20 protein-coding genes and 2 pseudogenes are annotated in these 22,417 nt (G+C 58.0%); 11 read left to right on the top strand and 11 right to left on the bottom strand.

Annotation, left to right across the window (positions count from 1 at the left end; translation table 11 throughout):
• Nucleotides 1–8: 8 nt before the first annotated feature.
• The 3 genes from AC1RT2_RS24785 to AC1RT2_RS24775 form a co-directional block, all read right to left on the bottom strand.
• Nucleotides 9–1,292 carry a sensor domain-containing phosphodiesterase gene (locus tag AC1RT2_RS24785; protein ID WP_493106197.1) on the bottom strand — a complete coding sequence of 428 codons (1,284 nt, stop codon included), beginning with the start codon at nt 1,290–1,292 and terminating at the stop codon, nt 9–11.
• A 126-nt stretch (nt 1,293–1,418) separates the two neighbouring features.
• Nucleotides 1,419–2,120 carry a response regulator transcription factor gene (locus AC1RT2_RS24780; protein ID WP_493106195.1) on the bottom strand — a complete coding sequence of 234 codons (702 nt, stop codon included), beginning with the start codon at nt 2,118–2,120 and terminating at the stop codon, nt 1,419–1,421.
• Entirely contained in the window at nt 2,117–2,608 is a 492-nt protein-coding gene (locus AC1RT2_RS24775; protein WP_493106193.1) for a hypothetical protein, read from the bottom strand. Before AC1RT2_RS24775 ends, AC1RT2_RS24780 begins: the two co-directional genes overlap by 4 nt.
• Nucleotides 2,609–2,816: 208 nt before the next feature.
• Between AC1RT2_RS24775 and AC1RT2_RS24770 the strand changes: the two genes are divergently transcribed.
• Nucleotides 2,817–5,645, top strand: coding sequence for a hybrid sensor histidine kinase/response regulator (locus AC1RT2_RS24770; RefSeq protein WP_493106191.1), 2,829 nt, complete (start codon nt 2,817–2,819; stop codon nt 5,643–5,645).
• A 345-nt stretch (nt 5,646–5,990) separates the two neighbouring features.
• Here the strand turns inward: AC1RT2_RS24770 and AC1RT2_RS24765 are convergent, their stop codons facing one another.
• The 3 genes from AC1RT2_RS24765 to AC1RT2_RS24755 form a co-directional block, all read right to left on the bottom strand.
• On the bottom strand, nt 5,991–6,284 hold the full coding sequence (locus tag AC1RT2_RS24765) for a type II toxin-antitoxin system RelE/ParE family toxin (protein ID WP_493106189.1): 294 nt from the start codon (nt 6,282–6,284) through the stop codon (nt 5,991–5,993).
• Nucleotides 6,281–6,589: a type II toxin-antitoxin system RelB/DinJ family antitoxin gene (locus AC1RT2_RS24760; protein WP_493106187.1), complete on the bottom strand. Its 309-nt coding sequence runs from the start codon at nt 6,587–6,589 to the stop codon at nt 6,281–6,283. Before AC1RT2_RS24760 ends, AC1RT2_RS24765 begins: the two co-directional genes overlap by 4 nt.
• A 212-nt stretch (nt 6,590–6,801) precedes the next feature.
• Complete coding sequence (locus AC1RT2_RS24755) at nt 6,802–8,034, bottom strand: metal-dependent hydrolase family protein (protein WP_493106185.1); 1,233 nt, start codon at nt 8,032–8,034, stop codon at nt 6,802–6,804.
• 1,139 nt (nt 8,035–9,173) lie between these two features.
• On the opposite strand from AC1RT2_RS24755, the gene AC1RT2_RS24750 reads away from it, so the two are divergent.
• Nucleotides 9,174–9,296, top strand: coding sequence for a hypothetical protein (locus AC1RT2_RS24750; RefSeq protein WP_493106184.1), 123 nt, complete (start codon nt 9,174–9,176; stop codon nt 9,294–9,296).
• Between the two features lie 45 nt (nt 9,297–9,341).
• On the opposite strand, the gene AC1RT2_RS24745 is transcribed toward AC1RT2_RS24750, so the two are convergent.
• Nucleotides 9,342–9,848, bottom strand: a complete 507-nt coding sequence (locus AC1RT2_RS24745; protein ID WP_493106183.1) for a LysE family translocator — start codon at nt 9,846–9,848, stop codon at nt 9,342–9,344.
• A 231-nt stretch (nt 9,849–10,079) separates the two neighbouring features.
• A pseudogene (locus tag AC1RT2_RS24740) lies at nt 10,080–10,703 on the bottom strand (Dyp-type peroxidase); the annotation flags it as partial.
• Between the two features lie 50 nt (nt 10,704–10,753).
• Between AC1RT2_RS24740 and AC1RT2_RS24735 the strand changes: the two are divergent.
• The 4 genes and pseudogenes from AC1RT2_RS24735 to AC1RT2_RS24720 all read left to right on the top strand — a co-directional run bounded on the left by AC1RT2_RS24735 (nt 10,754) and on the right by AC1RT2_RS24720 (nt 15,127).
• Nucleotides 10,754–11,455, top strand: coding sequence for an IS6 family transposase (locus AC1RT2_RS24735; RefSeq protein WP_493106182.1), 702 nt, complete (start codon nt 10,754–10,756; stop codon nt 11,453–11,455).
• A gap of 622 nt (nt 11,456–12,077) precedes the next feature.
• Nucleotides 12,078–13,997, top strand: coding sequence for an AI-2E family transporter (locus AC1RT2_RS24730; RefSeq protein WP_493106222.1), 1,920 nt, complete (start codon nt 12,078–12,080; stop codon nt 13,995–13,997).
• A gap of 53 nt (nt 13,998–14,050) precedes the next feature.
• Nucleotides 14,051–14,311 (top strand): annotated as a pseudogene (locus tag AC1RT2_RS24725) (IS66 family transposase); the annotation flags it as partial.
• A 153-nt stretch (nt 14,312–14,464) separates the two neighbouring features.
• On the top strand, nt 14,465–15,127 hold the full coding sequence (locus tag AC1RT2_RS24720) for a GNAT family N-acetyltransferase (RefSeq protein ID WP_493106180.1): 663 nt from the start codon (nt 14,465–14,467) through the stop codon (nt 15,125–15,127).
• Nucleotides 15,128–15,279: 152 nt separating this feature from the next.
• On the opposite strand, the gene AC1RT2_RS24715 is transcribed toward AC1RT2_RS24720, so the two are convergent.
• Nucleotides 15,280–15,765 carry an NUDIX hydrolase gene (locus AC1RT2_RS24715; protein WP_493106178.1) on the bottom strand — a complete coding sequence of 162 codons (486 nt, stop codon included), beginning with the start codon at nt 15,763–15,765 and terminating at the stop codon, nt 15,280–15,282.
• 175 nt (nt 15,766–15,940) lie between these two features.
• A complete protein-coding gene (locus AC1RT2_RS24710; RefSeq protein ID WP_493106176.1) occupies nt 15,941–16,828 on the bottom strand; it encodes an NmrA family NAD(P)-binding protein in 888 nt (295 codons plus the stop codon).
• A gap of 75 nt (nt 16,829–16,903) precedes the next feature.
• On the opposite strand from AC1RT2_RS24710, the gene AC1RT2_RS24705 reads away from it, so the two are divergent.
• Nucleotides 16,904–17,842 carry a LysR family transcriptional regulator gene (locus AC1RT2_RS24705; protein ID WP_493106174.1) on the top strand — a complete coding sequence of 313 codons (939 nt, stop codon included), beginning with the start codon at nt 16,904–16,906 and terminating at the stop codon, nt 17,840–17,842.
• 52 nt (nt 17,843–17,894) lie between these two features.
• On the opposite strand, the gene AC1RT2_RS24700 is transcribed toward AC1RT2_RS24705, so the two are convergent.
• Entirely contained in the window at nt 17,895–18,500 is a 606-nt protein-coding gene (locus AC1RT2_RS24700) for a TetR/AcrR family transcriptional regulator (protein ID WP_493106172.1), read from the bottom strand.
• Between the two features lie 653 nt (nt 18,501–19,153).
• Between AC1RT2_RS24700 and AC1RT2_RS24695 the strand changes: the two genes are divergently transcribed.
• The 4 genes from AC1RT2_RS24695 to AC1RT2_RS24680 all read left to right on the top strand — a co-directional run bounded on the left by AC1RT2_RS24695 (nt 19,154) and on the right by AC1RT2_RS24680 (nt 22,333).
• Nucleotides 19,154–19,906 carry an aspartate/glutamate racemase family protein gene (locus AC1RT2_RS24695; RefSeq protein WP_493106170.1) on the top strand — a complete coding sequence of 251 codons (753 nt, stop codon included), beginning with the start codon at nt 19,154–19,156 and terminating at the stop codon, nt 19,904–19,906.
• Between the two features lie 92 nt (nt 19,907–19,998).
• Complete coding sequence (locus AC1RT2_RS24690; RefSeq protein WP_493106168.1) at nt 19,999–20,556, top strand: GNAT family N-acetyltransferase; 558 nt, start codon at nt 19,999–20,001, stop codon at nt 20,554–20,556.
• Nucleotides 20,553–21,464, top strand: coding sequence for a phosphotransferase family protein (locus AC1RT2_RS24685; protein WP_493106166.1), 912 nt, complete (start codon nt 20,553–20,555; stop codon nt 21,462–21,464). Before AC1RT2_RS24690 ends, AC1RT2_RS24685 begins: the two co-directional genes overlap by 4 nt.
• Nucleotides 21,465–21,517: 53 nt before the next feature.
• Nucleotides 21,518–22,333: an APH(3')-II family aminoglycoside O-phosphotransferase gene (locus AC1RT2_RS24680; RefSeq protein WP_493106165.1), complete on the top strand. Its 816-nt coding sequence runs from the start codon at nt 21,518–21,520 to the stop codon at nt 22,331–22,333.
• Nucleotides 22,334–22,417 lie beyond the last annotated feature (84 nt).

Raw genomic sequence — 22,417 nt, 5'->3', positions numbered from 1 at the left:
GCACGGCCTCAAATGCGTGGAGCGGCCGCCCGTGTTTCCGTCCAGCAACTAGGAGAGAAACATAAATCAGATACGCCGACTGGGCGACCGAAAAGGAACCCCTGGCCATAGTGACAGCCGAGCTCTCTTAGGGCTTGGAATTCCGCCACCGTTTCTACACCTTCAGCAACGACGTGCTTTCCCATCGCCTTTGCCATGTCGACGATGGCCCTCACGATTGCAAGGTCGGCATTCGAGCTCGTCATCGCACGCACGAAGGAACCGTCGACCTTGATCTGGTCATGGGCAAGCTCCTTCAGGTGAACGAGGGACGCAAAGCCAGTGCCGAAATCGTCAAAGGCAACGATGAAGCCGGCCGCCCGTAGCGCCTCAAGCTGCGTGGCGATGTCGCCGTCCTGCTCGAACAGCATGACCCCTTCTGTGACCTCGATCTGGATGTGTCGGGGCGAGAGCCCTGCCTCCCGGGCCGCGTCCAGAACTTCATCGAAGAGGCTGGGGCAGCCCGGACACGCGATAAACTGCGACGACGAAACGTTGACGGCGATGTGCCCGAAATCGACGCCGGCCGCCTCCCACGCCTTGGCCTGAGCAACTGCGCTCTGCAGCACATGACTGCCGATGCGCCTGGAAAGGGTCGGATCTTCGAGAGCCGCGGCAAAGGCCGCCGGAGCGAGAACCGTTCCATCCGGCTTCTTGAGCCTCAGAAGAGCCTCGAAGCCGACGCGCTGGCCGGTATCGAGCGCAATCTTCGGCTGATAATAGAGGACGAAGAGACCCTGTGCTAGCGCCTCTTCCGCAAGCGCCAGCGTCGCCTTGTCGGCTTTAGCTCGATCTAGCCGGCCGGCGTCGACACGGGACAACAAATACCGGTCTTCTGATTGCAAGAGACGTTCCACGGCGCAGCGCGCCAGCCGATCCAGCAAGCCGCGCACGTCGGCGCCGAGGCGCCGTGGCACCCGGTCGAGAACGCAGAGCGAGCCGAACCGAAGCCCCGGCTCGATTTCCAGGGGCACGCCGGCATAGAAGCGGATCCCGGTACTTCCAGTCACGAAAGGGTTGCTGGCAAATCGGACATCGCGCAGAGCGTCCGCCACGACGAAAGGCCGCGACGACCGTATTGTGTAATCGCAAAAAGCATCCGCTCGGCGGGAACCCTCCCCTTTGATGCCCCGCTTCGACTTGAACCATTGGCGTTCACCGTCAAGCAATGTGATGAGGCCGATCGGCGTATCCGCCGCAAGACAGGCGGCATCGACCAGTGCATCGAGCACCGGATCCGGCCCTGCTGACACGACGGAAAATTCTCTCAGACGTTTCAGCCGAGCCACCTCGTCCAGCGGAGATCCTTCGGATCCGACTGGTTCTGCACGATTCACATGACCATCAACATATTGAAGCATATGGCTCTTTTACTCTCACTATTGTTGGATGTCGCTCAAGCGATAGCCCACACCGCGGATCGTCTTAATGACCTCACCGCTCGCGGCATCGAGTTCCGCAAGCTTTCCACGCAGCCGGTTGATGTAGACATCGATCGTCTTGTCGCGCGGGTCGTATTCGCGAAAGAGCGCCTGCCGTGCGATGCATGACTTCGGGCAATCCTCGCCGGCACTATCGTAAAGAACCTGCAGTATCCGACCTTCGAGTGCGGTCAGCGGTTGATTGGCGCCGTCAAAATCCATCGACAGGCGGCCGATGTCGCAGTCGATATTGCCGATCTTGAAAGAAGAGCTTTGTCGGGGAACGCTGCGACTCAAGCGCGCCGCGTGCAGGCGATGGACGCGGGCACGTAGCTCCTTCACGCTGAACGGCTTCATCACATAGTCGTCTGCTCCCACGCTGATAGCGTCCGCCCGGGTATCGGCGTCTCCAGCGCCAGAGATCATGACGATAGGGACGTCGGAGCGTGAGCGCGCCTCGCGAAGCAGCTCCAGTCCGCTCCCGTCGGTCAGGTTGATATCGATGAGGATGCAGTCATAAGCAGCGAGTTCGTTTGAATGAATGAAGCGGTTCGCCTGCCTCACGGATGTAAGGTAATCCAGCCGGTCCCGTGAATCCGACCAGTTCAGCCGCAACATTTCAACGACGTCTCGCTGATCTTCAATGATCATTATGTTCATGGTCTTTTCGGATGCCCGGTGGTTTGGCCTATGCGTCCTTCCAGAGCGCCATGGGGCGCAGGTGGCAAGGGCCGCAGCGTTGGCTGCACATTATCACCCGCTGATATGGTTCTTGCGCCGAGGCTTTCCAAGGTGGAGAAGGGCGATGTCATGCGGACCAGGCGATTGACGAAGTCCGGCCTCAGCTGTTTCAGGAAGCAAAGATGCAGATGCCCCGGATCGCGCTGAATGACAATACTGCCGACCAATACGTCAAAGCTGCCGATAACGAGATAGAGGTGGTCCGGAACCTGTGACTTTCCTATGCGCACCGTCGCGCCACCCTCGCTGATTTCGACAACGAGGCAGCGAACGATCTTCGCCTTGCGCATCCATTGTCCGGTGAAGAGCAGGTTGCAGAAGAGCGTCACGCTGCGGCAGTACCATTTACGGCTGAAGTAATCGGATTCGACACGGCTCAGATAGGTCGTTCTCTTTGTGGTTTTCACAGGGTGACCTCAATGCTTACCGAGGCCCCTCCGGTATTGGGCGGCAGGAAACGCGGCAGTTGGATGCAACGATTAAGCCGGCCCGTACTTAAGCGACCCCCGCGCCAAATTTAAAAAAGGTTAAAATTAGGCGATCTCTTATGGATTGCGGTGCCCTTAGCGACTATCGACTGGTCGAAACAAACGGCGACTGAGGGCAAGGCAGACCATGCGACGGGGAGAGGGAATCGCGAACAAGGGCTTTCAAGCTCTCGTAGCCGGTCTCAGGCAATGTGCAGCAGACAGGTTTTCTGCTGGGTTGCTTGTTGGCGGAATCTCCGCCTTCATTCTCGCGTGGCCCCCTACAAATGCCTGGCTCTGGTTCGTTGGGGTCACGCTTTTCATTGCTGGGCGTTTTCCCAAATATGGAGTCTCGCGCACGGTCTTGCCTCAGCCGCGCGATCTCTATGGGAACCAGGCGCTTCTGGAGATCGCCGGCAAGGCGGCCAAACTCGGCGGATGGGTCGTGGACCTCCCGGACCGGCGAATCGAATGGTCGGATGAAATCTGGACGATCCATGGAAGGCCAAGGGGCAAGACAGTTACCCTTGAGGAGGGGATCGGCTATTTCACTCCGGAATGGCGAGACACGATCACGCGGCACTTTGAGTCCTGCGTTGCGACCGGCCTCCCCTACGATATCGAGGTGGAGATCATTGATGGCGCGGGCCGGCGGAAATGGGTTCGCGCTATCGGCGTCGCGATTCACGATGAAATGGGCCGCATCTCCCGCATTCAGGGCGCTCTCCAAGATATTGATGAGCGCAAGAGGCTGGAGGATACGGCGAGGGACCTTGAGCGGCGTTTCGCCGAGTCGATGGAGAACATCAGCGATGCCTTTTTCCACCTAGATACCGATTGGCGCTTCACCTACCTCAACAATCAGGCCGAGCGCCTACTCGAGCGCCCGCGTTCGACGCTTCTGGGTCGCCTGATCTGGCAGGAATTCCCGGAAGCCTCTTCGGGCATCATCCGGCAGCACTACGAGGGCGCCGTCCGCGAGAACAGGACGGCCGATTTCGAAGTCTGCTACGAGTCCCTGAAAGCATGGTTCTCGGTCACCGCCTATCCGGGTCCGGGAGGACTGACCGTCTATTTCAGAGATGTTACAAAACGGCATGCAGCCGATCAGCACTTGCACCTGCTGGAAATGGCGATCTCGAGAATCGAGGACTTTGTCATAATCACGAAGGCCGCATCGCAGCCCGGGGAGCGGCAAACGATCGTCTACGTCAATGATGCCTTCGTTCGGATCACCGGCTATTCAGCGCAGGACACGCTCGGGCGCTCCCCCGATTTCCTCCAGGGGCAGCGGACCGACGCCGCGACCATCGAGAGGATCAACCGCGCAATCGCATTGCCGAGGGCGATCCGGGCCGAACTCCTGAACTACGCCAAGGACGGTCGCGAATACTGGGTGGATATGAGCATCGCACCTATTTTCAGTTCCGATGGACGCGCCACCCATTTCGTCGCGACGGGCCGTGACATCACGGAAAGGAGGAGGGCGGAAGAACGGCTGGCGGAAAGCGAGGAACGCTTCGCAATCGTCGCGATGATGACGACGGACGCGGTGTGGGACTGGGACATTGCGACCGGCCGTGTGCAATGGAACAGCAACATCGCATCCGTCTTCGGGCATGACGACGTGCCGGTTGAGGACGGTTTTCGAGAATGGGAGGCAAAGATCCACCCGGGCGACCACGCACGCGTCGTATCCAGCGTGCTTGCCGCGATTGAAGGGGAGGTCGATATATGGCTCGAAGAGTACCGCTTCCGTCGTGGAACAGGGACCTATGCTGAGGTTATCGATCAGGGCCATATTATCCGCAATACCGCAGGCGAGGCAATCCGCATGGTCGGTGGCGTCCGCGATATCACCGAGACGCGGCTGAACGAGGCAAAGCGGCTGCAGGCGCAGCGGCTTGAAGCGATAGGTCAACTGACGGGCGGTGTCGCCCATGACTTCAACAACCTACTGACGGTCATTATCGGGACGGCCGAGACATTGGCCGACGAAATTGCTGATCCGCGCCTCTCTGCAATCGCACATTTGAACCACAAGGCCTCTCGGCAAGGCGCCGCCCTGACGCACCAACTCCTCACGTTCGTGGGGCGGCAGCCCCTCGAACCGGCGTCCTTGAATATCAACAGTGCGATATGGGCCATGGAGGGTTTGCTATCGACGGCACTTGGCGAAACGATCATCGTGCATTTTGAGCTTGATCCGGCGGCCGGCCACATAACAGCGGATGCGGCGCAACTGGAAGCGTCCATCATGAACCTTTGCATCAACGCCCGCGACGCAATGCCTGCCGGCGGCAGTCTGGAAATTTCGACGGCGCAAAACGGCAACGATGTCGTGGTCCGAATCTCCGACGACGGGTTCGGCATGGACGCGGAGACGCGTGCAAAAGCCTTTGAGCCGTTCTTCACCACGAAGCCCTTTGGCAAGGGCAGCGGGTTGGGTCTCAGCATGGTGTACGGCTTCGTGCGACAATCGGGAGGCAGGATCGACATTGCGTCGGAACCGAGTAAGGGAACAACCATTTCCCTGTACTTTCCCCGACTGGCGTCCACGGAAATTCCTGCTGAGACTTTCTCGAACGGGGTGCCGGATGGTGGCAGTGAGTGCGTTCTCGTTGTCGAGGATGATCCGATGGTCCGCGAATTCGCCGCAGCAACACTCATTTCTCTCGGCTACTCCGTAACATGTGCGGCCGATGCATCGGACGCGTTGCAGATACTGAAAACGGACGGTCCGTTCGATTTGGTTTTCTCGGATGTGGTCATGCCAGGCCCAATTGACGGCCGCGCCATGGCAAGCAAGATCGTGGCGCAGTATCCGAACCTCCCGGTCGTCCTGACGACCGGTTATGCAGATATCGAACGCATCGGTGCTACCTCGCAATTCCGGCCGCTTGCAAAGCCCTATACCCGACGGCAGCTTGCGGAAGCCTTGCGACAGGCGATTGGCACTTCGGAAGACAATCGATGAACGCCTGTTGTCGGTGATGAGCCAAACGATTGGCACTCGAGGCCGACGCGCACACCAGCGCCGAAATAGGCGGACACTCGGCGTTTCGGACGCGGCGGTGATCGCTTCGCCGTCCTCGTTAGACGCGGTCCGATCGCCTGATCCCCGTGGGCTCCGCCGGAAGCAGCCGCCACGGATCTTGGAGTCGATGAACGACCTCTTTTTGGGGCGATCCCAAGCAGATCAAACAGCAGCATAGAGGGCGCAAAACCGTTGTTGCAAGTGAACCAGTTAGCTCGAGCAGATGCCTTGCGAGTGTCTTCGCCTTGAAAGGACTCGAACCACCACCCCCTGGTACGAGTCGATTTAGCTGGTTGGCAAAGAGTCTGGCCATTCCTGCGCGCCATGGAGGACGCGAAGAATACGAACTGTCGTCTCGGTAACGACATAAGCCGCGACGTAAGGCGTGCCGTTGATCACAAGTTCGCGCGTACCAGCAATTCTGCCAATGCGCCTGCTCGCGGGAAAATCGATCAGGCGACGAGTGGCGGCCAGGATCCGCTCGTCGATCAAGACGGCGGCTGAAGGATTATCTGCCTCAATATATGTGAAGATGCCGTCGCGATCCGACAACGCAAACGCAGACCAAGTCAGCTTCACGATTTGGGTGCGCCAGCTTTAAGCCGGGCTGCCGCTCGACGTTCCGCGAAATGTGCCTCGACTTCATCATCCGAGACGTCCGGTCGAGTATCATTCAGAGCTTCAAGCACCTTAGCGCGAAACCAAGCGTCATGCGCTTCGCTGCCCGAAAGGAGTTCAAGTGGCAGTGCACCCTCGTTGGCCGTCCGGGTTAGCAGAATACGTACCGCGTCAGATACTGTAAGGCCCATGCTCTCAAGCACGGCGGAGGCACGATCCCGAACTTCGGCATCAATGCGTGTTTGGACAAGGGCGTTTGCAGCCATAGCTATCTCCACATCTGAGAAGACAGTAATGCAATTGCATGACAAATTCCATAGCGAACTTCAAACCATTTTCGCCCTGCCATGTCATATTAAAGCTCTTCAAAGGATACGAACCGCCGCCTCGGCGTCGGGTTGTTTCCGCATCGCCGGTTCTCGGCGGCGCGGCGGTATTTGTGACCGATACGCTTGCTGATTATGCGGCCGAACGAGTCCTAAAGCACATTTCGATAGATGTCGCCGTCCTTCACGATCAGGGAGAGTCGCGACGGGTCTTGCAACAGACCCAGGTCTTCCAGCGGGTTGCCGTCTACGACGAGCAGGTCGGCGCGGAATCCTGTTTCGACCTTGCCGATCTGGTCCTCCATCTGGAACAGCTCCGCGGCGTAGCTGGTCGCTGATCGGATGACCTCGATCGCCGGGAGGATTTCGCCACGGATTTTGAATTCCATGGATTGATGGCGGTGAATAGGACCGATCAAGTCTGTTCCATAGGCCATCTTCACGCCGTGGCGCTGGGCGACCTCGAGCTGGTTCGATCCGATGTCCAAGACGTGCTTGATCTTTGCATGCAGTTCCGGCGGCATGCCGATGTCCAGGCCCTCGTCCCACATTGTCGTATAGGCTACAAGGGTCGGCACCAGGATGGCGTTCCGCTCCTTCATCATCACAGCCGTTTCGTCGTCCAGGAAGTTCCCGTGCTCGATCGAGCGAACACCGTTCTTCACTGCATGCTGGATGCAGCGTGCTGTGTAGGCATGGGCCATGACATACTTGCCAGCGTTTTCCGCCTCCTCCACCGCAGCGCGAATTTCTTCACCGGAGAACTGCACGAAGTGAATCGGGTCAGTATAGGAGGCGATCCCACCACCCACCATCAGCTTTACCTGGCTAGCACCACGGCGGATCTCGTCACGAGCCGCGAGGCGAATTGCATCGACCCCGTCGGCAATCCGACCGAGACTGGGCACATAGTAGTGACTGTCGAATGCGCTCTCACCGGCGCCGCGCATGTCACCGTGACCGCCTGTCTGCGAAATCGCCTTGCCGCTATAGAGGATGCGCGGGCTCGCAATGAGTTTTTCTTCGACTGCGCGAGCAAGGCCGAAATCGGCGCCGCCGGCATCACGGACAGTGGTGAAGCCGCGCATCAACATGCCTTCCAGAATGGGCATGGTCCTCAGCGCAGCATAGAACGGCGACCATTTGGTGAGTTGAAGGAAGCTGTTGACCGGAACGATCACATGGACATGGGCGTCGCAAAGCCCCGGCATCAGGACCTTTCCCTTCACGTCGATCACGTTCGCGTCGGAAATCGCCAGCTTGGTATCGCCAATCTCGGCGATCTTTCCGTCGTCTATGAGGACCTGTCCCTCCGGGCGAATACGCGCGATTGTCGAGAGGGGCGGTAAGCCGATTTTTATCCTCGCTCCCGAATCGACATTCATGCAGCCTGTTTGGGTTATGTTGATTGAACAGGCGGACGGAACTTTGCTTCGCGTGACCTCCAACACTGACGCGCTAGCGAGACGGCTCACTTCAGTGCGCCAAGTCTACCAGGTTGCGCGAACCTGCGGTTTTGCTGCGTTGACCATCCCGGTTGAGCATCTCAGGTCTTGAAGAGATTTGAACCCTTGCCCCCTTCGCACTTCGATTGAAATCGAACTTGGGATCGCCATATATCGATAGCTTGCCGCGACGCAGGCCGGGAGCTGTGGAACGGTAAGCGCATCCCGCCGAACGGCCTACGTCATGAATACCCGGGCGCCTCAAGTCTGCCCGGACTAGGGAGACCGCTGAGACCCCCTCAGTGGTCTCCCGCCTCCCGGCGCCAGTGCCTGCAGGCCTGTGCTGAGGGTTGCAAATATGCCGATGCCGACGACCACCTCAAGCAGCTGAACGAGCGCGATGAGAAGCGGGAGAAAAGCGGCGGCGCCAATGCCACGAGGCCGCCGACGTCCTTTAAGCATCGCCACGTCCCTGCTAACCGGAGCCTTGCAGGCACAACTCTGCGCAGGCGGTGTGTGGAACTGGCACAACTGAGTACGGCGGTTCGAGCGAATTTAGATTTCGGAGACCAAAGCGCCGCTCGCAATCTCCGGTAGCTTGGATCGATCGAACAGGAGGCTAGGTTGGCACCTCTCCATGATGGAGCCTGATTCGAGGAATGAACATGCCGCACCAGCACCCTCGCCACGTCGTGCGCAAACACGCGCCGGACGACTGTCTGGCCCGCGCAATTAGCGACATAGACAAGCGACTTGAGCAACTGAGACTCGCCAATGAGCCGATCCCATTCGACGCTTATCGCGCCCGGCGAATTCTCAAGGAGGCGCACGCCCGCTGTTCCGAACGCGCCGGAACCCGGACCACGACACTTTTCAACATGCGAGCTGCCCGGCTCGATGTGGTTCCTAGATCACATCGGTCTCGCAGGGACCCGGTTGAGCGATACGAGGCGCTCCCGGGTCTTCCATATCCGCCGTCCAGACCGCAAGATTTAACGGGTTGTCTTGCGCCATCGTCAAAGACAGATTTGCGCCGCCGCAAATATCGTAGCGGCTTGCATGCCTATGAAGGGACGAACATGGCCTACGACTGGACCGGAGAAACGACGCGCAAACGCAATCGATTGAAACTGGCAACGGCCATTTTCCTCACCCTCGTCATCGTTCTCGGCATCCCCGCAGCCCTCGCCCCGCTTATCTGACTGCCTCCGCCATGCTTGGCATCCTGACGCGAAAATTGACCGCACCTAACGAAACCGCTTGGAGGCAAGCCAGGCACCGCCCAATATCAACACCCCTCCTCCGATCCGGCCAATGGGGCGCCTTGCCACCACATTCAAACTGAGCCCGATGTACCCTGCGACAAGGGCATAGCTGCCGTCCGAGAGCGCGGTGAAGACAATCGCGGTTCTTCCGGAGGTCACCATCTGCCACAACTGATTGCGGGTAGGATCGATGAGCTGCGGCAAGAGAGCGCCAAAGAACAGAAGCTGTTTCGGGTTGCCCAACGAGACGAGCAGACCTTGCAGATAGAACCCTCTTCGCGGGAACGCGGACTGCGGGCCTTCCACGTACGCATCCTGGTCGTGGATCATCGTCCAGCCGATCCAGCATAGGTAGACGGCGTCTGCCGGCCTGAGCCAGTCAAACCAGCGACCCGCCAGGGTAATGAGAGGCGCCAGGCCAAGGCCGGGTATAGTGATCATCACGGCGAGGCGAGCAAGTATACCCCTCCACCATATCCGATGGGACATTGTCCTTCAGGCAGCCGGCAAAATCGCGGCATTCGTGCCGCAGCTTCCTTCCGAAGTCGCGGAGGATAGTATCAAGCCTCCCGCAGGGTGGGGTTCAGCATGAATCCACAGACATGACCAACCCAAGGAGCGGCATCGACCCGTCGCCCAGGGCTGGAGCCACAATCCGGCCAACTAGGTTAAACGCGCTTTGCCGAGCAGGAGATTTTCACTTCCAGAAAGAGCGTAAGGTCAGATGCAGGAATGGTGACTAGCGGCGGTAAGTTTCTCCAGCGTGGTCTGAACAAGGGCCTTAAGTGTTGGCCGAGCGGGAGCGAAGAACGTCGTGCCGGTGTGTGGCGACGAGAAATCAAGGAGGCGATCATAGTCGCCTGGCGGGTCGCCGACATACATACGTTGCAGCATCTTCTCGATCACCCAAAGATGTCGGGAATAGCCGATAAAATACGTCCCGAACTCCCGCTGCCCTGGACGGCCGAACGGCATGTTGTCACGCAGGATGTCATACTCGGTCCCCTCGGCATCCGTGATGGTGGCCAGCGACTTGTGCGATTTGCGCGGCGCATCGTCGTCGTCGATTTCGATATTGTCGATCTTCGTCCGGCCAATGATCGCCTTCTGGAGAGGAGTCGGAACCTGCGCCCATGCGCTCAGGTCATGGAGATATTTCTGAACGACGACATAACTGCCGCCCGCGAAATCGGCATCTTCGTCTCCAACGAGCGACGATGCGGGCAAATCGGACCCGGTCGGGTTAGCCGCCCCATCGACAAACCCGAGAAGGTCGCGCGCATCAAAATAGCGAAACCCCGAGACCTCGTCGACCACCGTCACGCTGACACCGAGGCTATCTAGGGGCATCGTAAACTTAACGGAATTTGAAATTCGATTTGGGATGAGGGGCGATGACAGATCGTGATCCTCTATATCGCCGCCATCGCTTTCCGGCTGAAATCATTGCCCACGCTGTGTGGCTCTATCTCCGTTTCCCTCTCAGCCTGCGAATGGTCGAGGATCTGCTGGCTGCCCGTGGGGTTGTGGTCTCGCATCAAACGGTCCGGCTTTGGGCGGAGAAATTCGGCCGTACCTTCGCCAACGAAATCCGCCGTCGTTCATCCGGTCGGCTCGGCGACAAGTGGCACCTCGATGAGGCCGTCGTTTCGATCCGGGGCAAGAGGCACTGGCTGTGGCGCGCTGTCGATCAGGACGGTTTCGTCCTGGAGGTTCTGGTACAAAATCGCCGCAACGCCAAGGCGGCAAAGCGCCTGATGCGCAAGCTGTTGCGGAGCCAGGGCAGAGCGCCGCGGGTGATGATCACCGACAAACTTCGATCCTACGACGCCGCAAAGCGGGATCTCATGCCCGGCGTCGAGCATCGTTCACACAAAAGATTGAACAATCGGGCGGAGAATTCTCATCAGCCGATCCGGCGACGAGAGCGGATCATGAAGCGCTTCAAGTCACAGCGACATCTGCAACGCTTCGTCTCCATCCATGATCCGATTGCCAACCTGTTTCACATCCCGCGCCACGACATTCCCTCCGGCCATCATCGCGAATTGCGAGCAGCAGCGATGGGCCTGTGGGCGAAAATCGCCCGGGCATGAGCGGTGCTTGCCGCTCGTGCAGTACCTTGGATTCTCAGCCGTTAAGTTTACGATGCCCCACCGACGAGAAATAGAAAAGCCAAAATATGGAGAGGTCAACAACGCAGGCGTGCGAGCGCGACGATGGCTTTTGCCGCCCGCGCCGCCTGGCGACATTCATCACCCAGGCTTTCAGCCACGACGATTTCTTCACCCGACTCAACGTGACTTCGGCTGCCTCGTAAAGGGCCGCAAAATAAGCTTCGGAGTATATCAACAAAAAGCTCTGAGTGGTTCGCTAACGCCGCAGTAGCAGCGCTATGAGCAATAAGCGGCGGCGTAAAACCTCATCTTCTACCGTCTGGTTTTGGCGCCGCCGTCTTTCAAGGCCTAAGCGTTTTGGTCCGTTCACCGAACATGCGGCTCCTGTCGGCAACCGGTATGTTTATATCTAAAAGGCGGCAGTTCGCGCGATCGCTGGGCTTGCCCCCCACCGTAGCTGGGCTGAACATATTTCTTCCGACGGCTCGAAATCTTTCCTTCCTGAAGCATTTATATGACTATGCCGGGCCTTCGGCGGCAACACTTTGAATCGAGGATGGCATTGAGCGGCACAGAGCAAAGACCTGACGCAGCAGCGGGAATACCGAACGGATCGGCTTCGCTGACGGCCACAACCCTTTCCGGGCGCACGATCCTCATTCTCATCGGTGTTGCCGTTATTCTGTACGTCGGGCAGGAGGTGTTTGTGCCTATGGCGCTCGCGCTGCTGCTGACCTTCACACTCGCGCCGGTCGTAGGTTTTCTGCGCAAACGCTGCGTTCCCAAAATCGCCGCAGTCCTTCTCGCCGTCACCACCGCGTTCCTCCTCATCACAGTGTTCGGTTTCATCGTCGCCGGACAGGTCGCCAATCTGGCGGACAATATTCCGAGCTATCAGCGCAACATCGTCGCGAAGGTCCAGGCGCTCAGCCAGGCTGGGTCCGGTGACGGTGTTCTCGCGCACCTCAGCAAGGTGGTCGAGCGGATCGGATCAGAAATGAAAGATACCGCAGAGGAAAGCAAGGAGGATTCGCTGCCACAATCCGTCCCTCGCGAACCGATACCCGTGGAAATTATCGCGCGGTCCAATCCCATCCAGACGCTGGGAAATTTCATCCTGCCTCTGATCAGTCCGTTCGCCACCGCTGGGCTCGTCATCGTTCTCGTGATTTTCATGTTGCTGGAGCGAGAAGAACTGCGCGACAGGTTTATCCGCCTTGTCGGACTGGGCGATCTGCATCGGACGACAGCGGCGCTTCAAGATGCCGGGAAACGCGTCGGCAAATATCTCCTGATGCAGCTCGTCGTGAACGCGCTTTATGCGCTGCCGATTTCGATCGGGCTATGGCTTCTTGGCATTCCGAACGCGATCCTCTGGGGATTGCTCACGCTCGTCTTGCGCTTCGTGCCCTATATTGGGCCGATCATCGGGATGATCCTGCCGTTATTTCTGGCGTTGGCGATAGCACCAGGCTGGTCGCTGGTGGCCTGGGTCGCAACTCTGTTCGTGATAACGGAACTCGTCAGCAACAACGTAGTCGAGCCTTGGCTCTATGGAAGCCATACAGGCCTGTCCCCGCTTGCTATCATCATCTCCGCGATCTTCTGGTCATGGCTCTGGGGTCCGGTGGGCCTTATCCTCTCAACGCCCCTTACCGTATGCCTTGTGGTACTTGGACGGCATGTTCCGCAATTTAGTTTCCTCGACGTTCTGCTTGGTAACGAGGCCGTCCTGCAACCAGAGGAAAAACTCTATCAGAGACTGCTTGCCGGAGACCCGAACGAGGCGACTGACAATGCCGAGGAATATCTCGAGAACGAGTACCTCGTCGATTATTACGAGAAAGTCGGATTTCCGGCGCTGTTGCTCGGCGAGCTGGATCGCCAGCGTGGCGTGATGACGGAGGCGCAGCTTGCCTTGTTCGCATCGACCACACAGACTTTGATCGGCAATCTCGCCGAAATTGCGATTGAAGAAGAAGCGGAAGACGACCCGGTTGAAACCGAAGCGGCCGCGATCACGTCAGAACAGACCGGCGACGAAACCGACCTGCCGAGTGGCGACGGCAAAGCTATCCTATGCCTTGGCGGAAGAGGACCGATCGATGATGCCGCCGCCTCGATGATCTCGCAGATTCTGGCGATACAAGGCGCGAGCGTCTCGCAGCTAGATCATCTGGCAGTCAGCGGCAAAACCATCACCCTACAGCGCCTTGCAGAGATCGATACCGTCCTCATCGCATTTCTCAATGCAGGCTCCAAGGCCCATGCTCGTCAGGCTGTGCGCCAACTGAAACGGCAGAAGCCGTCGCTCCGGGTCGGCATCATTATGGCGGCTATCGAGAGCCAGCGTGGAGGCATGGTAGCAGCCGAGGAAATCGATGCCGACTTTGTTGTGTCCTCCATATCCGACGCCGTTCGCAGCGCCCTCACCAACACCCGAGCTGTGGAAGTGAAGGCTGCAAAGCGCATCGGAAGATCGCGCAGGCAGAGGACCGCGCATCCCGTCAACTCAGCATAGTACCGCTGCTCACGTCAGGGGCGCTTCGGCAGGCGGTCTTTAAGTTGATGTGCTCCAACGGGCGCAGGAAGCTGATCAAGGCCACACCGAAGAGCGGATCGCCCATCGTCGACGAGGCGCTGGTTCGCATCGCTGCGCTCTACAAGATCGAAGACTGTACCCGGGGCTCAGATCCCGAACATCGCCGGGCAGTTCGACAGGACCTGTCCCTCCCGCTGGTGGACGCGTTCTTCACCTGGCTGGCAGCACAGGCCAAGCGTCAGGTCAGATATTTTCCACTCAGCGCCCCCAAAGCGTCGAAGATTGTCAGGGAAACGATCTAAAAAAACGTATCGGCTTCCCATCATACGAATAAGCCATCGTTCCGTGACAGTGGAGAACATTGAATATTGCCTCACAGTTCTGACTATCATTGGTTGCAGACCCAATATCACACGCTCTATCGGCTAAGTCCGGACGGGCGCATAGTGGGCGAAAATGATCCGGATTGCTCGCCGGGGCCGCGATTCTGGCTAGCCGGCTCTGCAGAGCGCAACCTGTTTGGGCTTCGCGACGATCTTTCCCCTGACCTGGTGGCGGAGGTGAAAGATCTCGCCGCTACCGAGCCGCCCCTTACCCGCTCGGCGACACCGCAGCATCTTGCGCGCTACCTGTCGTTGTTTTGCAGCGAGAAAGCGACGGCAGCCCATGATCTCGGTCTGATTTATGAATTACCGCACGCGCATCCGTACACCAGCACGGCACGGCTCCTCAGCAGCGAATCGAACGTGGGGCAGGATCTCGTGCGCAGCTGGCGGTCGATCGGAGTGCCCGATAACCTGTTTGAACTTGGCTTCCGCGAGGTAGCCGACTTCTGGGCACCTTGGTGCGCAGCCATGGTAGACGGCGAAGTCGCCTCTCTCGCATTTGCGGCGCGGCTTGCGGATAACGGCGCTGAACTCGGGCTCGTAACAACGAAGGCGTTTAGAGCACAAGGGTTTGCCGCCGCTGCGACAGCTGGTTGGACGCGCCTCCCCACGTTCCGTTCGCGTACCCTTTTCTACAGCACCGACCGAGACAATATCTCATCGCAGCGTGTTGCGGCGCGACTGGGCCTTAAGCTCCGGGGCGCTAGCTTAAGAATTTCCTAAACGATGTGTCCGGGCGCTCTGGGCATTCGGCGGTTGCCAGACTTCGCCTGATGGCCCGCCGCGGATGAGGGTTGGGGTCTTAGGGACGCTGGTCTGTTCCAAGCGAAAATTGGTACGAACCGTGCCACCCGACACTGACGTCTCGTTGACGCTCAAGAGGTTTGCTGACCCGGCGCTAAAGTTTTGGTCACAACAAGGTTGGCGGCCTGCCGGGCGACCTCTGCAACATCGAGGCTTAACGCGAGACGTGCGTCATAAAGTTCATCCATGGAAAACCAATGGGCTTCAAGGGCGTCATCGCCTGCGATTGGGTCGCCCGACTTCCACTGGCATAGCACCGCGACCAGAATGAAGTGTTGAATGATGTTGCCGCTCTCGTCGCGGTCGAAGGCGTCGAGGGCAGTAACGACTGTGCGCGCTTCAGCAAGGACACCAGTCTCTTCGAACAACTCGCGAACCGCGGCTGCTTCGATTGTCTCTCCGCCTTCGATTTTGCCGCCGGGAAACCCCCAGCGTCCGGCATCAGGCGGATTAGCCCTCCGTACCAGTAGTACTTTATCGTGGTGGAAAACTGCGGCGATTGCCGCCGCAACAGGGCGGATGGGCAATCTTGGCCCAGGCGTTTGCGGAACCGACATCTATAAGTGCCTTTGCGCGACAAGGGATAAGGCGTTCAGTCCCTTTTTCGAACTAGCGTGAAGACGGTTGGGGAACCAGTTCATGGGGATTGTAGCTTTGGCTACGTCACCGCCGCCATTCTAGGGCCGACCACCCTTGGTGCCAACCGGAAACCGCCCGCCGAAACAAACCTAATCAGACCGTACCAACTACGGACGAAGTATCAGAAGCCTTCAGAATGCGCGCTATAGCCTCAACTAAGGAGACTGTCCCGCGCCGCCACTCTTGTCCATCCTCTCGTTGGAATTTACCGTTGGCAATTCCGTCGTACATACCGAGAAGTGCATTCCCGATCTCTGGATCCACTCCATCGCTATGCAAAATAGCCGCACGCTGGTCTTGCGGAACAAACGCTGTTTCTACGGGATGGTGGAGCAAATCAGCGAAGGCCTTCGCGACGTCATCGGCGCTGAGGTCCAAAGGCGCGCTCAGTTCGACGACACGGGTGCCGCTCCAGGTCTCAGCAATCAGACTCGCAGCTGTCCGTCCTACATCGACAGTGCTGACCATAGGGATGCGCTGATTGGGCGCGATAAAGCTTGGCAAAACGCCTGATTTCGCGGATTCTGCAACGTCACCCCATGTCTCGACAAAGTAAGCGGACCTTAGGAAAACAACTGACGGCGCCGCGACATCAAGAAGCGATTCAAACTGGTGCAGTGTCTTGATGATCCCGGTACCATCAACATGCTGTGCGCCAATCGACGATAGGGCAACCAGCTTCGGGACGCTCGCAAGTTTCACCGCCCTTGCGAGCGTGTTTCCGACTTGAAGAGTTCGGGCATACGGATCTCCCTCCAATGGCGTGGGGTTTAAGACGAATGCCCCCGATGCCCCGTCAAGCGCCGAGACGATAGACATCATGTCATCTAGATCCGCTATAGCCACCTCGGCGCCAAGCGTCCTCCAAAAATCGCCGTGTTCGGCACGCCTCACTACTACGCGCACGGCGGCGCCCTGCTCAAGCAAAGCACGTGCGGTTTCACCGCCTGCTCTCCCGTTTGCTCCCATGACTACGTACATGATTTCCTCCACTGAAGTCATGCCAACGTAATCTTTCAGATGGCATGCGTCGAATGCATGGTATATATACTTACTATGCACGAAGTGGATTTGAGAAGCGTCGACCTGAACCTCTTGGTAGCCCTTAATGCGTTCATAGAGGAACGGAGCGTCACGCGCGCCGCCCGCCGGCTCGGCATGAGCCAGCCCGCTGCAAGCCGTGCATTGGGTCGACTACGGATCCTCTTTGTCGACGTGCTGCTGGCCGACGGACCCGGCGGCTATATCCTCACCGCTCGCGCAGAAGAATTACGTCCATCGCTACAAACGGCGTTGTCGACGATCGGCGAGATGCTTGAGGGACGTGGCTTCGCTCCTCTCACGGCAACTGGCCAGATGCGGCTCGTAATTCCAGATTTCCTAGCCGCGTCCATCATGCCTCATGTGCTCGACCGTGTGGCGGTAGAAGCGCCCTTGCTGGATTTTGATGTTTCTTCATCGAGCACGGATACCCTTACCGCGTTGGAAACTGGTGCCGCGGACGTGATGATAGGAATAATTGACGACGCGCCAGCGGGGATACGGCGCAGGCACCTGTACGATGAAGAGATGGTCACTCTTATGCGGGCTGAACACCCCGCAGCCAGCAATGAGCTCACACTCGACTTGTTTATGGCGCTTGAGCATGTCGTGGTAAGTGTTCCAGGGCTCCAGATGGCTCCCGTTGATGAGGCGCTTGCTCATCTCGGCCGCAGGCGCCGGATCAAACTTAAAATTTCGAACTTCTTCGCGGCGGTAGAGATCGTCGCTCGCGCGGACCTGGTTATGACTCTCCCGGCGAGTTTAGCGCGGACTGCCGTGGATAGCAGGCGCTTCGTCATGCGAACACCACCTCTTGACCTCGGAAGCTTTCCCATGAGCCTTGCTTGGCACGCCCGTTTTCAGGACTCGCCTCGCCACATTTGGCTGAGAAGGATAATCGTCGAGGCAGCGGCAGCGGCGCATTCTCCAGGCAAGCGTCGGAGCGCGAAATAATCACCTGTTACTTAAGACTAATGCATCTCAGGCGATCCGACCGAGACAGCGATCAGCCGCTCTCTGCACCTCGATCTCTGCGCAATCCACGCAGGAGTTGCCCGAGCGCCTCTATGTATCCCTTGATTGCTTCCTCAGGTGCATCACTGTTTGCGCAAGCGATACCTGCCTCGGTGACGGCGCCGAGAATTAGCGTTGATAGTGGTTCGATTGGCTGATTGTCGATGAGTCCCCGTTTCATCGCTGCAGATAGTGCCGACGGCACCTTCGCGCCAAAATGCTCTCGGTCGATATCGCGCCAAAGCTGCCAGCCTAGAACCGACGGGCCATCCGTCAACATAATGCGGCCGAGAGGACCTTCACTGCAGACCTTAAAGTAGGTTTGCGTACCTTGGATTATTCCTTCAAGCGGATCCTTCGCGAGGCGACCGGCCTCCGACACTTTCTCGACGACCTCTATCGCGGCCTGCTCAAAAACCGCCCCGAAAATCGCCTCCTTGTTGGCGAAATGGTGGTACACGGCCCCTTTCGCGACACCGGCGACAGCTGCGACCTGGTCTACGGTGGTGGACGCGAATCCTGCGCCACCGAACAGCTCCCTCGCTGCATCGATGATTGCCTTGCGTGTTGCTTCCCGTCGATCCGCCTGCGTTACCATCCCGTTGTCTTATCCCATCGATCCTGGAAGTCTATTGACTTTTTGACCGCCAGTCGGTTATTTACCGACTCACGGTCGGTATTTGCATTAGTACCAGCTTCCTGAGGAGAGTAATCACTCCCTTCACGCATGCGGGCGCAAACCTTCGTATCTCGGTTCCAGAATTCTTGAGGGCGATGAGCGATGATGTGGTCAGGTTGGACGCAAGGACAGGAAAGCCCAGATAGTCTTGAGGGCGCGAACAAGTTGTTCGTGAGCGTCACGCATTTCCAGGCGTCTAAAATTACGCATATGCCACGAATCGTCTTTGACGGGTGGCGTTTAAAGCGCCGGTGGCCTGAACTTACCGGCGCTGTTGGCACCTGGCTCTGGATGGATTGGCAACAGCTGAGTTCAGGATCGGTTTCGGTTTGGCGTACCCCTGCAGACATGCGGGCGTTTGTATCCTGGCCACCCCATAAAGTTGTCGCAGCCCGGTACAGAAAAGTCGGCCGAATGACCTCAACCAGCTGGGTCGTGAATAAGCTGAATCGAAGAGAGATTCGCATCGCCGCCATGCAGTGGCTTTCCACCGGCCGGCCGAGTGTTGACCGCGAAGATGCTAATGCGCTGGATTAGGCGACTTCAACTGTATTTTGGGAGAGTAGACGAGCATGAAACACATTGGCGTCCTGGCCCACAGTGCCGAAGGTTCTGCCCTATGCTATCTGACCATCTGTCACGCTGGCTCCGCGCGTCTCGGGGCGCACCTTCATCCGGACATCACGATGAGCGTCATCCCGATGGGCTTGAGTATGCCCGCGTGGGAGGCCGGCAATCTGCCGGAGATACGCGACACCCTAGCTTCGACGGTTGAAAGCCTTGCAAAGAGCGAGTGTGATTTCTTCGTTTGCCCGGACAATACAGCCCATCTCGCTTTGGAGGTCGAAGGGCGGAATTTGGCGCTGCCGGGACTGCATATCGCGGACGTGGTCATGGCCGAGGCCGCAAATCGTGGCCTTTCCAAAGTGGGTATCCTCGGCACTAAGTGGATTACCGGCGAACGGATGTACTTCGATGCGGCACGCCGTCGGGGGCTTGAGGCCATCGCTCCACCCAGCGCGGATCGATATTACGTGAATACCGTGATCTTCGAGCAATTATGTCGGGGAATCTTCACTGATGAAGCCCGGGCAGAGCACTCGCGGATCATATCAGAGTTTGGCAACGCTGGTTGTGACGCGGTTGTGCTCGGATGCACGGAGCTTCCTCTCCTCGTGTCGCAAGAGGATTCGATACTTCCAATTCTGGACTCTACGCGGCTGCTTGCCACCTACGCGCTCGACACGGCGCTCGGTGTTCATGCCATGCCGATTTGGAAAGGCGGCGCGATGGTCTCTGATCAATTGCCGAGCAACAGGCCATAAAGCCAAGGCAGCCCGATTTCCATCTCCGCAATCAACCTTTCCCATCGAACGTTTCAACCCAACTTTAGCAATACGCCGGGAGTGGAGTATCAATGCAGCTTGATAGCCTTCGTCTACCGATTACGACCGATCGGCTCTCTTTGAGACATTTTGTCGACAGCGATTTTGAAGCCTATGCCTCCTATCACTCCCTGCCGGAAGTCTATCGATATCTGTATGCAGATCCGCCCAGCGGGTCTGATCTGACGCAAAAATTTCGCTCGTCCCTCGCGGCGCAGTTCGCCGTCGACGGCGATTACCTGGTCTTGGCTGTTTGCAGGTCGCACGACGAAACGCTTGTAGGCGAGGTCGTTCTAAAGCTTGCCAGCACCGCGGCTCAACAGGGCGAAATTGGCTACATCTTTCATCCTGCATTCCGCGGAATGGGATATGCGACTGAGGCTGTGTCTGCACTAGTCACCGCTGCCTTTTCCACGCTTCGCTTTCATCGCCTCTTCGCGCGCCTGGATCCAAAAAACCTCGGATCAGTTGGCGTCGTTGAACGGCTGAAATTTCGAAAAGAAGCACATCTCCATCAAAATGATTACTTCAATGGCAAGTGGGGTGACGAGTTCATCTATGCCGTTCTGGCGTCGGAATGGGGGGCATGAGTAAGCCTGTCATAACAATTCAATCCGTCGGCGCATTTCTCGCGCGCGAATTTGGCGATGTCACGAGTTTAGTGCAGCTCGTCGAGGGGGAGGAATCCCGGGCATTCGGGTTCACTCTTGGCGCCCAGGGATACGTGTTGCGCATTAACGAAGCGATGGAAGATTTCCGTAAAGACGCCTTCGCTGCGCAGGCATTTGGATCAGTTGATGTTCCCATCCCGGCGATCATCCGCATCGGCGCGTTCGATGACGTTTACAGTTTCTGTGTCTCGCGGAGAGCCCCGGGCCTGACGGTTCAGGACCTGCCCGAAGCCGATCTCCCGGCGTCCGTTGGGTCCGTTGCGCATGTACTGGATGCCATTTCCACGTCAGATACTTCCCTCTTGAAAGGCTTTGGTCGCTTCGGGCCGGATGGGATTGGCACGCATAGGACGTGGAAGAGTTATGTGCTGGCGATCACCCGCCCGGATGAATACGATTGGCCGATCGTGTCAACCCGCCCGATGATGCAGCAAATTCTCCCATTATTGGATGAGCTCGAACGGTGTGCAGAGCACTGCCCCGAACGCTGCGCTCTCGTGCACGGTGATTTTGGGTCAAACAACGTATTGATGGATAAACAGCGGGTCACGGCGGTTATAGACTGGAGTGAAGCTCTCATTGGCGATCCACTCTACGATGTTGCAAACCTATTTTTCTGGCGCACCTGGCTTCCTTGCATGGAGTACCAAGCGCGCTACTACGAGCGTCGAAATCCTTCGCTTCTTCACGCTCCTAGCCTTCGAGCATATCAATTGCGTATCGGCCTCGATCAACTTTACCAAGGTCTGCGAGACCAGGAACATCAAGATGCAACTTGGGCGCTTGCGCGATGTGAAGAGCTCGTCGCCCATGGCGAACTCCCCTGAGACAGGCAGAACTTAAGTCGCGACATAGCGACCCATAGACGGAAAATTTCTTTATGCAGAACCTCAACGATTCACACGGCGTCCTTCCAGCCGCGCTAGCAAGCTTCGCGCCAGATTGGGTGCTAGACCTTACTTCTTACACTTGGACCCGACAGACAGAAGGCTGCTCGGAGGCAACTGTGTTTCGGCTGGACAGTGACGGCCTACCGTCATTGTTTCTCAAGACTGAGCCCAGTGGCCCTCTAAGCGAGATCGAAGATGAAGCGCATCGGCTCCGCTGGTTGGCATCGTCCGGGATTTCGGCGGCGCTGGTAATCAATGAGCATTACGACGCCCGAGGAAACTGGGTGCTACTAAGCGCCGTGCCAGGTTCAAACCTCCTTTCCGCTGACATCGATGCAGCCCAGAAAGTCACCATTTTGGCCGATGCACTTCGCCTTCTTCACGGCATCGACCCCTCCAATTGTCCCTTCGACCATCGGGCTGCAAATCGTATCAAAATCGCGCGTGCCAGGATGGAAGCCGGCCTGATCGACCAAGACGACCTTGACGAGGAACATCAGGGCCTGCAGCCCGCCGAGTTATTCGCGGCGCTAAAGGCGAGACAGCCAGAGAGCGAAGATCTTATCGTAACCCATGGCGATGCCTGCTTGCCGAATGTCATGGCATATAACGGCAGCTTCTCCGGGTTCATAGACTGCGGTCGCTTGGGCCTCGCCGACCGCTACCAGGATATCGCGTTGGCCACGCGAGATATCGCGGAAGAGCTAGGCGAGGAGTGGGTCCGACCCTTTCTCGACCGCTACGGAATTAGCGAGCTGGCCTCCAAGAAGGTCGCCTTTTATCGCCTACTCGACGAGTTCTATTGACTAGGGCCGGTTTTGACGCCCGCTGGAAATGCTCCGGGCACCGGCGCGCTTCTGGTTCTATCGTTGTCATCTAGGGTCGCGACA

The organism is Shinella sp. GW821-FHT11G07, from assembly GCF_058808115.1.
Note: the sequence above shows the minus strand (reverse complement) of the source record. Positions and strands in the feature narration are given on the sequence as shown.

Coding starts and splice junctions, on each gene's coding strand:
- AC1RT2_RS24780 (WP_493106195.1), bottom strand. CDS start 2,120: ATGAACATAATGATCATTGAAGATCAGCGAGACGTCGTTGAAATGTTG.
- AC1RT2_RS24770 (WP_493106191.1), top strand. CDS start 2,817: ATGCGACGGGGAGAGGGAATCGCGAACAAGGGCTTTCAAGCTCTCGTA.
- AC1RT2_RS24760 (WP_493106187.1), bottom strand. CDS start 6,589: ATGGCTGCAAACGCCCTTGTCCAAACACGCATTGATGCCGAAGTTCGG.
- AC1RT2_RS24755 (WP_493106185.1), bottom strand. CDS start 8,034: ATGAATGTCGATTCGGGAGCGAGGATAAAAATCGGCTTACCGCCCCTC.
- AC1RT2_RS24750 (WP_493106184.1), top strand. CDS start 9,174: ATGGCCTACGACTGGACCGGAGAAACGACGCGCAAACGCAATCGATTG.
- AC1RT2_RS24745 (WP_493106183.1), bottom strand. CDS start 9,848: ATGTCCCATCGGATATGGTGGAGGGGTATACTTGCTCGCCTCGCCGTG.
- AC1RT2_RS24735 (WP_493106182.1), top strand. CDS start 10,754: ATGACAGATCGTGATCCTCTATATCGCCGCCATCGCTTTCCGGCTGAA.
- AC1RT2_RS24715 (WP_493106178.1), bottom strand. CDS start 15,765: ATGTCGGTTCCGCAAACGCCTGGGCCAAGATTGCCCATCCGCCCTGTT.
- AC1RT2_RS24710 (WP_493106176.1), bottom strand. CDS start 16,828: ATGTACGTAGTCATGGGAGCAAACGGGAGAGCAGGCGGTGAAACCGCA.
- AC1RT2_RS24705 (WP_493106174.1), top strand. CDS start 16,904: ATGCACGAAGTGGATTTGAGAAGCGTCGACCTGAACCTCTTGGTAGCC.
- AC1RT2_RS24700 (WP_493106172.1), bottom strand. CDS start 18,500: ATGGTAACGCAGGCGGATCGACGGGAAGCAACACGCAAGGCAATCATC.
- AC1RT2_RS24695 (WP_493106170.1), top strand. CDS start 19,154: ATGAAACACATTGGCGTCCTGGCCCACAGTGCCGAAGGTTCTGCCCTA.
- AC1RT2_RS24690 (WP_493106168.1), top strand. CDS start 19,999: ATGCAGCTTGATAGCCTTCGTCTACCGATTACGACCGATCGGCTCTCT.
- AC1RT2_RS24685 (WP_493106166.1), top strand. CDS start 20,553: ATGAGTAAGCCTGTCATAACAATTCAATCCGTCGGCGCATTTCTCGCG.
- AC1RT2_RS24680 (WP_493106165.1), top strand. CDS start 21,518: ATGCAGAACCTCAACGATTCACACGGCGTCCTTCCAGCCGCGCTAGCA.